The organism is Spirochaetae bacterium HGW-Spirochaetae-1 (genome assembly GCA_002839375.1).
In the GTDB taxonomy this organism is placed as follows: domain Bacteria; phylum Spirochaetota; class UBA4802; order UBA4802; family UBA5550; genus PGXY01.
Window position 1 is genome coordinate 33,951 of sequence record PGXY01000007.1, and the last position, 13,771, is coordinate 47,721.

A 13,771-nucleotide genomic window follows, 5' to 3' on the forward strand; every position below is an offset into this window, starting at 1 on the left:
TCATTAACAATATAATGAAAAACTTTATTTTTCCCGATCACCCGCAGCATTTCTTGTATTTCCGTCCGCTGCCGCAGGGACAGGGATCATTTCTGCCGGGACGCATACCGGCAGCAGCAATCCTTTTCGCCGATTCTCTTTCAGCATCCCCGGCACGCTGCGCCTTCCAGCGGGCAGCCAGCATCGTTAAAACGGGATCGGCATGTTCAAAAAACATCCGGAACGCCTCGCAGAGATAGCTTTTGTTGTTTTCATGAGATACACCGTGCCTGTCCTTCGGGCACCCTCCACTGCAATAAACAAGCCACGGACAGGCGATGCAGTCATCATGAAGCGCCGATTTCAGCCTGCCGAACTCGAGCTGCCGCGGCGAATTGAGCATTGCAGCCAGGTCCTCCTTCATGAGATTTCCCAGGAACCAGGACTCCCCGACGAAAAAATCACATGAATAGACATCGGCGTTATGCTCCACGACAACATAGGTCCCGCATTCCTCCAGAAGAGTACAGTCGGGGGGATTCATTCCCACATAACGGTAAAACACCGAATCGAAAAAACGGACCGATATGGACGGAATCCCGTCATGAAAATCACCGATCCATCGATCAAAAATGGTGCACAGAAAAGAGCCGTATGCATCGGGCGTAACGGAAAAATCCTTCACCGCTAACGTATGGACCTCATGAGTTTCAACACAGGGAATGAACTGCATATACGTGAGGCCGTTTTCTTTTAGAAAATCATATGTCTCGCCGGCATGCCGTACGGAATAATCATTCACCACGGAAAGGGCATTGACGGCAACACCGGCATCGAGGAGAAGTTTTGCCGCATCAAATACTCTTGCCCAGGACCCCCTGCCACCGGCAGTCCTGCGATAATGGTCATGCACATGTTCCGGCCCGTCGATTGACAGTCCCACAAGAAAATTGTACTGTCGGAAAAAAGCGGCCCAGTCCCTGTCCAGCAGCAACCCGTTGGTCTGCATACCGTTTCCCATGACCTGCCCCCTGCCGTAGCGCTGTTCCAGTTCCACGGCCCTGCGGAAAAAATCCAGTCCCATGAGAGTAGGCTCTCCGCCCTGCCAGCCGATGGAGGCTTCTCCGGTGCTCTGCCCAAGGAGCTGCCTCAACATCTCCTCCAGCACCTCCATGGACATGCGGTGGGGGCTTCCGCCGGGAAACAGCTCCTGCTTCCCGTAATAAAAGCAATACCGGCATGCCAGGTTGCAGTCAGGCCCTGCCGGTTTAACAAGAATGGAATTCAGCTTCTTCATAGCCTTTTAATGACAATGGCCGTAAGGTCATCATCCAGCTCCTGCCGGCCCACCACGGAGTAGAAGTGATTCAGTATATAATTCAGAACCTCATCAGCGGTCCCCTGCGGCGCTTCACCGAAAGCTTTATTCAGACGTCCGTGCCCATATTGTTCATCGGAGCCTCCAATTATGGTTTCCACCAGTGAATCGGTATACAGAAGCAGAAAATCACCGGGGTTTACGGGCCGTGAAACACACCGGTAACGGTCCTCCATGGCGGCTATGCCGAGATAGTTGCCGCGGATACTCTCACCGCCGCCATCAAAGATCCCGACTTCGCCGCCGGCTTTTCTCAGCAGAACATCGGGATGACCGGCATTAACATAGTCTACCATGTCATCCCGAAATCGAAGAAGGGCGCCTGTGAGGTAGTTGTTCACTCCCCCCAGTTCCTCTATAAGATTATGGTTTCCGTCCTCGAGAACAACATTGAAATCGGGATGATCGATACCCCGGCTGAAACTGCGGAATATCATTGATCGGGCGATCATGGTTATGAGCCCCGATGCTATGCCATGCCCTGAAACATCAAAAATTCCCAGGCCGCGCAGTTTTTTATCAAAAACATAGAAATCATAGAAATCGCCCGATACCTGGACCATTGGTTTAAAGGTATAGGCAACGTCCCAGGAGTCCGATTGCGGAGCCTCAAGAGGCAGGAAGCTGCGCTGCACATTGGCGGCCATGTGCATATCACGCTCGGCTATCTCCTTAGTCCGTTTCAGGTTAACATTGCTCTCCTGCAGATAACGGTTCACCAGTTCCACTTCATTCAGCGCCTTATTGAGTTCGCGGGTTCTCTCGCCGACCCTCACCTCCAGGCTGCCCGTCAGTTCCCGCAGTTCATCGCGGTTCTTTTTGAGGTCCAGGTTCAGGTCATACAGATCGAGCCGCATAACATTTATCTCATCTGCCAGGCCCAGTGAGAAGAGAATGACTATACATGCCGAACCTATCTGGATGCCCCATTCGGTAAAGAATGCGGACGGGATCAGCCCGTAGCTCTTTAGACTGTAAAGGAAAAAACCGACAAAAAACAGGGTGAATCCTATGAGGATATATCTGCCCTGCTTTATATGGTTCCACCAGGCAACAACTCCCGTGGCATAGAGAAGAATAACGGCGTAGATATTGAAGGCAAGAACGGCCAGTATGCCGGTCTGATATCCCGGATACGGGGACCAGAAACACAGAACAACAGAAGGAACAGACACCGTGTATAAAATGAGCTTATCGATGAAGGGGAAATTTTTCCCCGTTTCCACATACGATCGTATAAAAAGCGATGACGTGGCAATATTAGTGCACATAAAGACCAGGAGGGATTTATTAGCCCACCATGGGGAACCGGGCCAGAGATATTGAAAGGCAAAACCGTTGAGAGTCAGATGAAACAGGGTCATGGAAACAATGAAAAGCGAATAGTAGATGTATTTGACCGTCCTCACGGAAAAGAAAAGAAGCAGGTTATACAGGGCCATCACTATCATAATGCCATAGTATATCCAGAAAAAAGGGAGTTCCCGGTTCAACCGTTCCAGAAAGGTAACGGGTTCCCAGGCATATATGCTGAAATTAAGAGAACTGGTTGTTTTTATTCGGAGATGGATGATATTCTTACCGCCTGCCAGGTTCACGGGAAAAATAAAATTCCGGTCCACAATGGGCCTGCTGGAGAAGGGATACGTGTCGCCGCTTACAATGGGATTCCCGACGGGAGGAAATAATTCCACCTGGTCAATCATAGGATAGCTGATCTCGATATACCGGAGACGTGAATGACTTCCGGGATTCTCCATGATGAGCCGTATCCAGTATACTGAATCGGTAAATCCGAAGTTCATTGAACCGGTCGTGTTCCGCTTCCACGCTACATCTCTCTTTAAGACATCTTCCACACTGAAGACGCCCCGTGCATCCTCCAGGTACTCGGCATTTTCGCTCAGATTCAGCATTTGAAACGAATCGCCAGGGGCAAGGGGATATTCCGACGCAGCCCCTGTTTCAGTACCGGCGTACAGTGCCAGCGCCATTAATATCAGCAATTTATACATGCACTCTATCCTTAACCGGGCAATGAAGTATACTATCGCTATAAAACCATTTGTGCAACCAAAAAAAGCGAATCCCCGGCCTTGACATAAACTATTTTTATGATAGAATAATGGACATGAGGATAGCACATGTTCAATAAATTAATCGATAACTTTTTAAGCAAATATATAAACGAGGATTTCCTTCTGCAGCAGAAGGCCCGGATTGTCACCATTATATCTATATGCATGATGCTGATAATACCGTCCGTTGTCGCCATATATACCATAATGGGACGGTCAAATACGGCTGTGACCATTCCCCTGGGCTTCCTCTTTGCCATTCTCGTGGCCCTGCAGCTCCTGCTGAAAAAGGGATATTACCGCATCTACGCGCACATGAACCTCATTGCCATACTCATCCTGATGTGGATAATCATTTTCAGCGACAGCGGCAAGCCTTACATAAATATCATCAATTCCCTGGTCTTTATCCTGGCGCTCATAACCATGATCCCCCTCATCACCCTGAGGAAAATGAAGGCCATTCCCCTTTATTTCGGTATCAACGCCACGGTACTCGTTGCATTCCTCTTAAAAACGAAAAAAGATTTAGGACTCTCTGATTTCATCATCAACGGACTCCTGGCCGATTATCTCATAGCCCTGTTTATCATGTCCCTCATAGCCTACTTTACCCTGAGAGTAAATATCTCAGCCATTGAAAAAATGGCCGAGGCCGAGATGGAAATCTCGGCCCAGAACGAAGAGCTCACGGCCGCCAACGAAGAACTGGAGGCGATGAATGAGGAGCTCACAAAGTCCCAGACGCGGCTGCAGGAAAGCGAAAATAAATACCGTGTTCTCTATGACAACGCCCTGGTGGGGATGGCAACCTTCAGGCTGTCGGACGGTACACTTACCAATGCCAACTCAACGGCGTATCGCATGCTGGGATACGCACAAAACGACAATATCATCGAGAAATTGAACCTTGCCGATCTTTTCCCGTCCAGCGATGAAAAAAACATGGTGATAAACGAACTGAAAAGCCGCAGGGAACTTTTTGATTATGAAATTCAGCAGCGAAAAAAAGACGGTTCCTTCATCTGGAGCGCCCTGTCAGCCAGGATCAATACAGATAATGACATTATAGAAGGGGTCTTTACCGATATATCAAAAAGCAAGTTTGCCGAGGAGTACATCCAGAAACTGACCTTCTTCGATTCCCTTACAGGGCTGCCCAACCGGAAAATGCTCATAGAAAAACTCTACACGGAGATACAGAAAACATACCGCCACCGCCAACATAATGTTTTCTCCCTCATGAGCATCGGTATCGACAAACTGAAAAATATCACCGATATCCACGGCCCTTCCGTGGAAAACAAACTCATCCGCAAAATAGCCCATCGTCTCCAGGAAGTATTCCGCGGCGATGATGTGGTTGCCCGCTATGACGACAACAAATTCATGATACTGCTCTCAGATATAGGCAATTCCGAGGGCGTGATCGAGATCGTAAAAAAAACCTTTTCCATATTCGAAGACCCCTTCGAGATAGAATCAAAGAGCATTTCCATCACAGCCAGCTGCGGCGTGACCATATATCCCTCCGACGGAGAATCACCGGAACTTCTCATTAAAAACAGCCTCCTCTCCCTGGACAGCGCTCGGGAAAAGGGAAGAAACAGCTATCAGCTCTTTAACGCTGAACTGAACGAAAAGATCATCAGCAATATTCAGCTCGAGGAAAAACTGACCCTCGCCATAAACAACGACGAGCTCATAACATACTTTCAGCCCAAGTACAATTACCACGGTAAGATCATCGGCATGGAATCACTGGTGCGGTGGAACTCTCCCGAAAAGGGAATGGTGGCCCCCCTCGTGTTCATTCCCCTGGCCGAACGCACGGGTCTCATAAAAAAGATCGGCTCCATCGTGCTCCTGAAATCATGCCGCCATAACAAGGAATGGCAGAACATGGGCTACCCTCCTCTACGCGTGTCCGTCAACATATCGCCGCCGGAAATGAATCATCCCGATTTCGTGTCGAACCTCGAGAGGATAATCCAGCAGACGGGCCTCGATCCGAAATGGCTGGAACTGGAAATAACTGAAACGGCCATCATGAGCAACGAAGACGAGGCGAGAAAGAAGCTTCTCGCCATCCACAGCATGGGTATTTCCATATCCATAGACGATTTCGGTACGGGTTATTCGTCGCTGAGCAAACTCAAGGACCTGCCCATCGATACGGTAAAAATAGATAAATCCTTTGTCGACAACCTGCCGCATGACCGCAAGGCCGTTACCATTGCCACGGCCATCATCGAGCTCGCCCATAACCTGGACTTTACCGTTGTGGCGGAAGGCATTGAAACCAGGGAACAGCTGGAATTTCTCAACAGCCTTTCCTGCGATCAGTACCAGGGATACTACTTCAGCAAGCCCGTGAGTCCCCATGACTTTGAAATGAAGCTTAAACAGGAACTGGAAGGAATGTAGTAAAAATGAATGACATCTCCCCGCAGATTAAAGATATAACCGATTCCTTCGTATCATCGGGGCGCAGGCTTTCCATCGGCCATGTGGAAATAATAACCCGGCAGGAGGAAGCATACCAGAGCATTTACAGTGCCACATGCATCGAAAATTTTAATCCTATCACCGTGGATGAGCTGCGGAAAAATCCCGACTTTCCCACAGACAATTCCGGGGAGAACAGGGAGCTTAAAGGAAAAAACAGTAAAAACCAGGATATCCATATTCTGATGATTCCCGTGACTTCTGACGACAACTCCTCCGTTATTTGTGTGTTTCAGAGTACCGCCCCCTTCGACAAAGAAAAATTGCCCTTCCTTCAGTTTTTCGCCGCTATGATTGATATTACCGGCAAGTACTCGATAAAAGACGCCTCGACCATACGGGGAAGCGACCGTTACAAGAAGGACCTCATCAACATGAGGGACATGCAGGCGAAGCTTTTTCCAAAATTCAACGTGGTGCGGGGATTTCAGATAGGCTCCGCATTTCTGCCTGCCGAGCTCATGAGTGGAAATTTCATCGACGGTTTCTACCTCGATGAAAACATCTACCAGGTAGTGGTATGTGATGTTTCGGGATATGACGCGGCATCAACATTCGCCGGGGCGGCCATCCGGACCCTTATCAGATCGGAAGCATCCAAGAAAATGACTCCATCGGTCCTCATAGAAACGATCACCATGAAGCTGAAAAATATAATTGCCGTTGTGCATGCGCTGATCTACATTTCGGTTTTTCAGTTCAACATTAAAACCGGAAAGACCATGATCTCATCCTACGGCCCGCTCATGACACTTTTTTACAATAAGAAAAAAAATGGATATGCCAACCTGGGGACCACCGAGGTGGGCAGGCTCCTGGCGAAACGGATTTTTTACAAGGATTTGTCGCTCATGATGGAACCGGGCGACATTCTCCTGTATTATTCCAACGGGATGATCAACGCGTCGAATGAAACAGGAAAGGAGCAGTACGGAGAAAGCAACCTCTATGCCAGCTTCATGAAGCAGAAGGAATCATCCTCCACGGACCTGGTGCATACCCTGATTGAGTCGCTCAACGATTACACCAATTATTCACCCCTCGAAGCCGATGTCATTCTCATCGCCATAAAGAGGGAAGCACAGGCCTGACCTATACCCGCGTCCCTTCCCTCTCATAGCGCAATTGCATGGACTGTGAGTCATGGATGTTCACTCCCGAAAGCCCTTCCCCGGCTGCGGAGATCATGGCCCTGGCTACTGTTGCGGCCTGGATCGCCCTGTATTTTCTCAGGGGACCGGAAAAGATGAAGGAAAAAATCCCGTAGAGCACGGTTCCCGCAGCCTCTCCCGGGCGTTTCTCACCGCGATCTCCCAGGAGCAGAGACGGACGAAAAATATGCACGGACCCGAAAGGCAGTGAAGACACATCCCTCTCCACCTCTCCCTTGACCCGGTTATAAAATATTTTCGACCTTGCATCGGCACCCAGGGCTGTGACGACAAGAAACTGCCGGGCTCCCATGCGTGATCCGAGCCGTGCGGCTTCCACAACATACGTGTAATCCACCCTGCGAAAATTCTCCCGTGTCTTTGCCTGTTTAATCGTGGTGCCCAGGCAGCAATATATGTCATCGACCCGGAAAAGTTCGACAAAATCCTCCAACCGGTTAAAATCGACGATATACTCCCTGAGCTTCCCGTGACTTTTCCCCACGGGTTTCCTTACCAATGCCGCAACAGTTTCATATTCGCCGGAATCGAGCAGCAGTTCAAGCAGGTTCCCTCCCACCAGGCCGGAGGCCCCCAGTATCAGCGCCTTTCTCTTCATTGTCCCCTCCTCTTTAATTCGATCCCACCGCACATTAAAAAGGCCGCTTCAACACAGCGGCCTCCATTCATTCTTTCCATGGGCTTAAAAGTGTTATTCCACCCACACAACATCGTTTCTGCCCCGGACACCATAAAGCTCCAGGACTGCTTTCCATTTTTTGCTGACTGTTGCGCCGGTGAAATCGGCATCATTAAGTCTCATGCCGGCCATTTCGGAAAAACTCAGGTCGGCTCCGCGCAAGTCTGCCGAGGCAAATTCCGCATCAGTCATATCGGCCAAACGCAGGTCAGCCATGCGCAGAGTGGCTTCCCTGAAATTGGCATTCTTCAGAACCGCGCTGGTCAGCATGGCTCCATTCAGATTGGCCTTGCTGAAATTTGCGTCGGTCAGAACGGCGTTCCGGAGGTCGGCATTACGCAGATCGGCGTTGGAAAAATTTGCCCCCGTAAGGTTTGCGCTGTTGAAATCGGCTCCATAAAGAAGGGCACCGGCAAAATCCGATTTCTGCAGGTCGCCGCCCCGGAAATTTTTGCTGTGATTTTTACTGTCCGGCAAGGCATGCTTGGGAGTACTCGTTCCGCTGAGATTGTAATAGGCCTTATTGCAGCCCGTGGAAAAGAAGGCGATTACTAAGCAAGCCGTGCAGATATGTATTTTATTCATGATTTTCCCCTTCATCGATTGGATACATTATCAGTATTATTATCAGAACTGGACAGCCTATGCTCTATATTTATAATATGCAACCATTTTATAAAAGTCAACAGACAAAAATCGATAACAGGCCCAATTGGACGGTTTTAATACCAATATGGATGGCTCTCTGTATTTACAGTTTTACTTTTGAAACGAAGGGAATATCAGCGAGTCCCCTGGCATGAGGTAAATCATCAACAGGTAGCGGCGGTCAGGCATCGATTATTTAAAAGGCCTGGCGCCGCGCCATGTTCTTCACGAGTCGCGGAATGCGGGAAGGCACCGTGACGTCATCCCTGTTTTTGCTGAAGCAGTTCGTTCATCTTTCCTGACCGGGTTTCCAGGTTCCTCGAAATACCCTGTATATCGCGCAGGTTCTTGGGCACTTCATCACCCAGGACCTTCATGCGCTCCATCCAGTCGACGATCTTCCTGACGAAGCCGGCCTGCTGGTCCGAATAATCTATGACATCTTTCGCGGCCTTGTCTACCTCAACTGTCGTTGAATAGAGCACCTTGCTCTCCTGGAATTCCTTCAGGGTATTGTTCTTCAGGCCCGTCATAAAGTCGGAGTTCTCCCTGACGAAAGAAATAACCTGGTCCAGGTATCGCGCCAGATTCTCGATCATGGATGAAACATTTTCAATATTATTTACGGTATTCTTGATTATCAGGGCTATTTCCTTGGATGAATCAACGCTCATGGTGGCAAGCTTGGATATTTCGTCGGCCACGACCGCGAAACCCTTGCCCTGCTCTCCAGCCCTGGCCGATTCTATGGCAGCGTTGAGCGACAGGAGGTTTGTCTGGTCGGCGATCTCACTGATGGTTTTTGAAATTTCACCGATCTTCTGTGAATTCATTCTCATGTCCGTTATGGACTCGACGGTCTCCCGCAGGTGCTGCTCATTTATCGTGGCCAGCCTCAGTGCTTCCTCGGCTTTAGTGCTCTGGGCCGTACTGTCATTATAGATGCCTTCCATGAGACTGGAAATTTCCTGTATCTTGGTGAAATTTTCTTCCACTGTCCTGTACTGAAAATTCGATTTGCCCCGTATTTCCTCGATGCTCTTTGAAATATCCGAGGAGATATTCATAACCTCTTCCATGAGCCGGGCATGCTCGCTTATGATGACGTCGATCTTTTCACTGGAATCGATGAGTTCCCTGCTGCCCGAGACGAGTTCCACGGCGGTCTCATCCACAGTGCTCAGGAGCCTCAGGGTCCGCACCTGCTCATCACCGATGATCTGTCGCTGTTGGAAATCCTTGCGCAGGTAATATTCTATAGTGAAGCAGGCAAACACACCGATTATGTTAGCCGATAAAAAAAAGAAATTATTATTTATGAACATGGAGAGCCCGTCGCTCCCCAGTCCGCCCGCATACCTTTTGTTCACCAGGATCTCCACGAATATGTATCCGGCCCCTACGATCGATGATGAGATTATGGCATATTTCACACGCAGCCTGGCCAGGGCATAGATCCACATGATGACCAGGAAGAGTCCGCTGAAATAAAAATCATATCCCAGCTCACTGGGCTTAGCGAGGCCGATCATCGTCACAATGCCCAGTCCCAGCACAATCCCGAGGAACGAGAGCAATAATTGATTATGTTTTTTAAAGAGGGTCCTGAATGATAGAATCATCATCCCTGCCAGGAGGGGGACGACAATGGCGTAACGGATAAACCAGACCGCGTATTTTGTTTCCGGAACAATGAGAATATCGAGAATACCGAAGGAGGCATAGAGTATTATGCCGAGTCCGAGCGCTATTCTCATTACAACGATAGACTTGTCAAAATAGTCATCGAGAAAACGCCGTTCAAGATTTTCGTCAAACCTCAGCCGGTACTTATCCAGTAGTTTTTTTATTATCGTCATGCGTGTGCCGTCCTCATGGGAAATTTCGATATGGGATACCATATATAATAGTCCAAAATTTCTATTTCATCAAGTGTTTTTTACCGGGTCCGGCAGAGCTGCATCATGGTGATTTCCCGTAATCGATTTTTTCCGGACATGTTCATATTCTGTTTCATCAGGCTTCATTTTTTTTCATACAGGTGGATAAAATAACTGCAAGCTGATAATTTTGTTGCAAATACTCCCTTTAAGGAGTACACTGTAAATATCATTTCAACAGGGATAATGGAATGACCATAAACAATGTTAACAATAAAAACCATGACAACGGTGAAGTGCGCTCATACTATCGTGATGAACTGCTGGGGATATGGAATGTCAGCCTCGTCATTCCCTCCCTGGGCAAACGATCGATCCCCGTCAAGGACATCACGGAAAACGGCCTTGCCTTTTATGCCATTTCCGGCTCGGATTTTTCCGAGGGGGATGAAATCAATTCCTATATTCACATCAGCGAGAAGATACGGTTTCCCCTGGTCTTCAGGGTTGTACATACTTTCAACGACGGACAGGGTGACCGAATCGGCTGCGAAATCACCGACCGTGATTCCCGTTCATACCGGGCATACAGAGCCTTTGTCCAGTTTTTGCACTACCTGAGCGAAATACACTGATCCGGTCCTCCGGCACAGACGGCATATATATACGGCGTGGGCATCATTACGATACTTTTTTAATGGCGATAAGGGTGATATCATCAACCTGCTCCCCCAGGAAGGAGACGGCCTCATTGAGTATGTTCGCAACAATATCACCGGCTTCCAGGGGCGCATTCTCTATCAGGGCATCCGTGAGTCTATCGTATCCGAACATTTCACCCGCTTCATTTTCAGCCTCGGAAATACCATCGGTAAAAAGAAGAATTACATCATCGTCATGTATCCCTATTGTATGATCGGCGAGAGTCCTCCTGATGTCACGCGTGAGACCAATCCATGTTCCCTCCGTTGGTATGACTTCCACCGTACCGCTGCCGGAACGGTAAACCATTATATCCTGGTGCTTCCCGGCCACGGTGATATATTTATCATCGAGCCTGATCGCCAGGAGCGTCATATACAGATCTGAACGCAGCCTTCTTATATTGCCGTGTATAACGCTGTTAACTCGGGCCAGCACATCGGAGGGACCGAACCCGGCTGACCTGTTCACGATGGAACAAATACTCGTCTGCGTCATCATCATGATGAGTCCCGATTCGACGCCATGACCCGACACATCTCCGATGGTCACCCAGTACTCACCATTGTCGGTCTCGATAATATCATAATAATCGCCCCCCACCTCTTCGGCCGGCAGCATGGATGCCGCGATTCGGTAAGAGCCTATCTGCTGTCGGTCCGGAAGGAGCGATGTCTGTATCTTCTTGGCTATTTCCATCTCTCCCCAAAGGGCGTCCCGGGCCATTTTCAGCTCCGTGATGAGTGAAAATTCTTTCTTAATCAGGGCATGTTTCACATGGGTAATGATGACCGAGATGATCACCGTGCCGCTCATGAAATAAAGGTTACTCAGAAGGTTCGGTCCCGATGCCCGGTTCCCATACAGAAGGTTGACCAGAATGTAAATTGAAACGACAAGAATTCCCGTCATGGCGGAATGAATGGCTTCCCAGGGAAGAAAAAGAGAAACGGCTATAATAATGAGATTCAGTCCCGCGTAATACCGGGCATCGAAGCCTCCCAGGTCCGCGGTCATAAGAGAGATACTGAGCCCGACTACCAGTGCCGCCATATAACCATTGATATACGACCAGCGGCCTGGCCGTGACTTCCTGAGAATGGCGAACTGGATTACGGCGAACAGCGTTGCAGTGACACGGTACACAATGAATCTGAATAAAAGGTCTGGCGGCACAGTTATATAATCAAGCAGGAAAAACATGGGAACCAGGGTGAAAACAAGAGCATCCAGCACCTTCGACCAGTCATGTATTATACGGTACAAGTAGAGGTCAAAGGTCATGCCTTCCAGTTCGGTGCCGTCATTCAGCCATGCCGGCTGCGTTTTTATCATACAACTCCTTTCAGGCTACAGCGGTTTTTTCGCATTGAGAAATATCTGGCACTTGCTGTCCTCGAAAAAAACATTGATATCCACGGCATCGGTATCGCGCATCAGATGCCGGAAATCATCCTCGGTCCGGTAATACAGGACCCAATCGAGCCAGTATTCCATGAACCACCTGCTGGCATTGGAAACATGGTAATTCCCCACAAGTATCTGCCCGCCCGGCTCAAGCATCTGGTACATTTTTTCCAGGACGACCTTCGCCACGGGCGGTGTCAGGTAATCAAAGAGGCCCATGGAATAGATAAAATTGAACTTGCCCCATTTTTTATCTATATCTTTTTCCCTCAGCATGGTCCTAACGGAATCCCTGATATAGGTCGCCTTCACCTGGTAACCCAGGGTCTTTTCGATTTCACAGATTCCCTTAGTGGCCTCCTGCAGCGCCTCCTCGTCCTGGTCGAGAAGCGTGACTTCAAAATTTCGGATATCATCCTCGCAGAGAAAGAGGTCCTGTAATTCATAGGCCGGACCGCATGCCACAGACATGATGCGCAGGGGCTCTCCGGTACGCCGGCTGAAGTCATCCTGCACGTGACGAAGAATCCGGGGAATCATAATCCGCCGGTTTCTCACCGACTGAGCCGCCGAAACCTCCACGCCGTACTTGTACATGAGTTTTGAAAAGGTCGTTTCCCCCACAAAGGCGTTATCGTATATCATCCTCATCATTTCCGAATCACCGGCATAGCCGCGGGGCTTGAGATTCGTCCTGGTCATGAATTCCGAACAGAGAATCATGGGCCACAGGCTTTTCCGTAAATAAAATCCGTGCAGTTCGTGGTCTTCCCGGGTAAAGTCCCGTATGACATCAGCCAGCCTGTCCATGGAATCCTGGAGGAAGTGAAGAAATTTCCGTCCCTCCGTATCCAGAACGGTCTGGGTGACCGATTCCCTCACCTCGGTGGGCTCGTCGGCGATCTTTCTGTCCAGGTCATCGAAGAAATGCTGGTACACGTTAAGATCAAAGATAAGATTGGATGTGTACCTGATGAAAAAATCCTTTATTTTTTCCTTCTGCGCCAGGACCAGGACAAGATTATTGTAATAGCTGTCAAAATTAACCAGTCTGCCGTCATTGAAAAAACCGTCAAAATCATATAGGTTCAGTATGAAAATAATCTTCCCCTTCCCGTCTTCCCTGCCCGTTCCCAGGAGAAACCTGCATGCGTCAAGGGAGTATTCCCTGCCTTCAGTTTGGATTATCAGTTTTTCGAACTGCTCGCCGTCCCTGACGGCCTGACCATCGTGGAGCAGAATGGAAAGAGAAAAACGCGATGAATATCCGACTTCTCCGGGTATCTCCCGGTTATTACCGCAGAGCCTGGCTTGGTATATTTTCTGTCTGTCTTCCATAC

General features: G+C 49.0%; 10 protein-coding genes. 3 read left to right on the forward strand and 7 right to left on the reverse strand.

Annotation, left to right across the window (positions count from 1 at the left end):
• Positions 1-37 precede the first annotated feature (37 nt).
• The gene (locus tag CVV44_13810) at positions 38-1,276 is read right to left on the reverse strand and encodes an anaerobic sulfatase maturase (protein ID PKL37424.1); all 1,239 of its coding nucleotides are present in this window, start codon (positions 1,274-1,276) and stop codon (positions 38-40) included.
• Positions 1,273-3,372, reverse strand: coding sequence for a hypothetical protein (locus CVV44_13815; GenBank protein ID PKL37425.1), 2,100 nt, complete (start codon positions 3,370-3,372; stop codon positions 1,273-1,275). Before CVV44_13815 ends, CVV44_13810 begins: the two co-directional genes overlap by 4 nt.
• Positions 3,373-3,501: 129 nt before the next feature.
• Between CVV44_13815 and CVV44_13820 the strand changes: the two genes are divergently transcribed.
• Positions 3,502-5,862 (forward strand): hypothetical protein, encoded by a 2,361-nt coding sequence (locus CVV44_13820; GenBank protein ID PKL37426.1) that lies wholly within the window; start codon positions 3,502-3,504, stop codon positions 5,860-5,862.
• A gap of 5 nt (positions 5,863-5,867) precedes the next feature.
• Positions 5,868-7,034 (forward strand): hypothetical protein, encoded by a 1,167-nt coding sequence (locus tag CVV44_13825; GenBank protein PKL37427.1) that lies wholly within the window; start codon positions 5,868-5,870, stop codon positions 7,032-7,034.
• Position 7,035: 1 nt separating this feature from the next.
• On the opposite strand, the gene CVV44_13830 is transcribed toward CVV44_13825, so the two are convergent.
• The 3 genes from CVV44_13830 to CVV44_13840 form a co-directional block, all read right to left on the reverse strand.
• Positions 7,036-7,713 carry an oxidoreductase gene (locus tag CVV44_13830; protein ID PKL37428.1) on the reverse strand — a complete coding sequence of 226 codons (678 nt, stop codon included), beginning with the start codon at positions 7,711-7,713 and terminating at the stop codon, positions 7,036-7,038.
• Positions 7,714-7,806: 93 nt separating this feature from the next.
• Positions 7,807-8,394, reverse strand: a complete 588-nt coding sequence (locus CVV44_13835) for a hypothetical protein (protein ID PKL37429.1) — start codon at positions 8,392-8,394, stop codon at positions 7,807-7,809.
• A gap of 308 nt (positions 8,395-8,702) precedes the next feature.
• Entirely contained in the window at positions 8,703-10,343 is a 1,641-nt protein-coding gene (locus CVV44_13840; protein ID PKL37430.1) for a hypothetical protein, read from the reverse strand.
• A 230-nt stretch (positions 10,344-10,573) separates the two neighbouring features.
• Here CVV44_13840 and CVV44_13845 point away from each other — a divergent pair, with 230 nt between their 5' ends.
• Positions 10,574-10,957, forward strand: coding sequence for a hypothetical protein (locus CVV44_13845; GenBank protein ID PKL37431.1), 384 nt, complete (start codon positions 10,574-10,576; stop codon positions 10,955-10,957).
• A gap of 46 nt (positions 10,958-11,003) precedes the next feature.
• On the opposite strand, the gene CVV44_13850 is transcribed toward CVV44_13845, so the two are convergent.
• Both CVV44_13850 and CVV44_13855 read right to left on the reverse strand, forming a co-directional pair.
• On the reverse strand, positions 11,004-12,359 hold the full coding sequence (locus tag CVV44_13850) for a LacI family transcriptional regulator (GenBank protein ID PKL37432.1): 1,356 nt from the start codon (positions 12,357-12,359) through the stop codon (positions 11,004-11,006).
• A 15-nt stretch (positions 12,360-12,374) separates the two neighbouring features.
• A complete protein-coding gene (locus CVV44_13855) occupies positions 12,375-13,769 on the reverse strand; it encodes a class I SAM-dependent methyltransferase (GenBank protein PKL37433.1) in 1,395 nt (464 codons plus the stop codon).
• Positions 13,770-13,771 lie beyond the last annotated feature (2 nt).

What these genes read in the sequence shown, in the direction of transcription:
- CVV44_13810 (PKL37424.1), bottom strand. Translation starts at nt 1,276, where the DNA reads ATGAAGAAGCTGAATTCCATTCTTGTTAAACCGGCAGGGCCTGACTGC.
- CVV44_13815 (PKL37425.1), bottom strand. Translation starts at nt 3,372, where the DNA reads ATGTATAAATTGCTGATATTAATGGCGCTGGCACTGTACGCCGGTACT.
- CVV44_13820 (PKL37426.1), top strand. Translation starts at nt 3,502, where the DNA reads ATGTTCAATAAATTAATCGATAACTTTTTAAGCAAATATATAAACGAG.
- CVV44_13825 (PKL37427.1), top strand. Translation starts at nt 5,868, where the DNA reads ATGAATGACATCTCCCCGCAGATTAAAGATATAACCGATTCCTTCGTA.
- CVV44_13830 (PKL37428.1), bottom strand. Translation starts at nt 7,713, where the DNA reads ATGAAGAGAAAGGCGCTGATACTGGGGGCCTCCGGCCTGGTGGGAGGG.
- CVV44_13835 (PKL37429.1), bottom strand. Translation starts at nt 8,394, where the DNA reads ATGAAGGGGAAAATCATGAATAAAATACATATCTGCACGGCTTGCTTA.
- CVV44_13840 (PKL37430.1), bottom strand. Translation starts at nt 10,343, where the DNA reads ATGGTATCCCATATCGAAATTTCCCATGAGGACGGCACACGCATGACG.
- CVV44_13845 (PKL37431.1), top strand. Translation starts at nt 10,574, where the DNA reads ATGACCATAAACAATGTTAACAATAAAAACCATGACAACGGTGAAGTG.
- CVV44_13850 (PKL37432.1), bottom strand. Translation starts at nt 12,359, where the DNA reads ATGATAAAAACGCAGCCGGCATGGCTGAATGACGGCACCGAACTGGAA.
- CVV44_13855 (PKL37433.1), bottom strand. Translation starts at nt 13,769, where the DNA reads ATGGAAGACAGACAGAAAATATACCAAGCCAGGCTCTGCGGTAATAAC.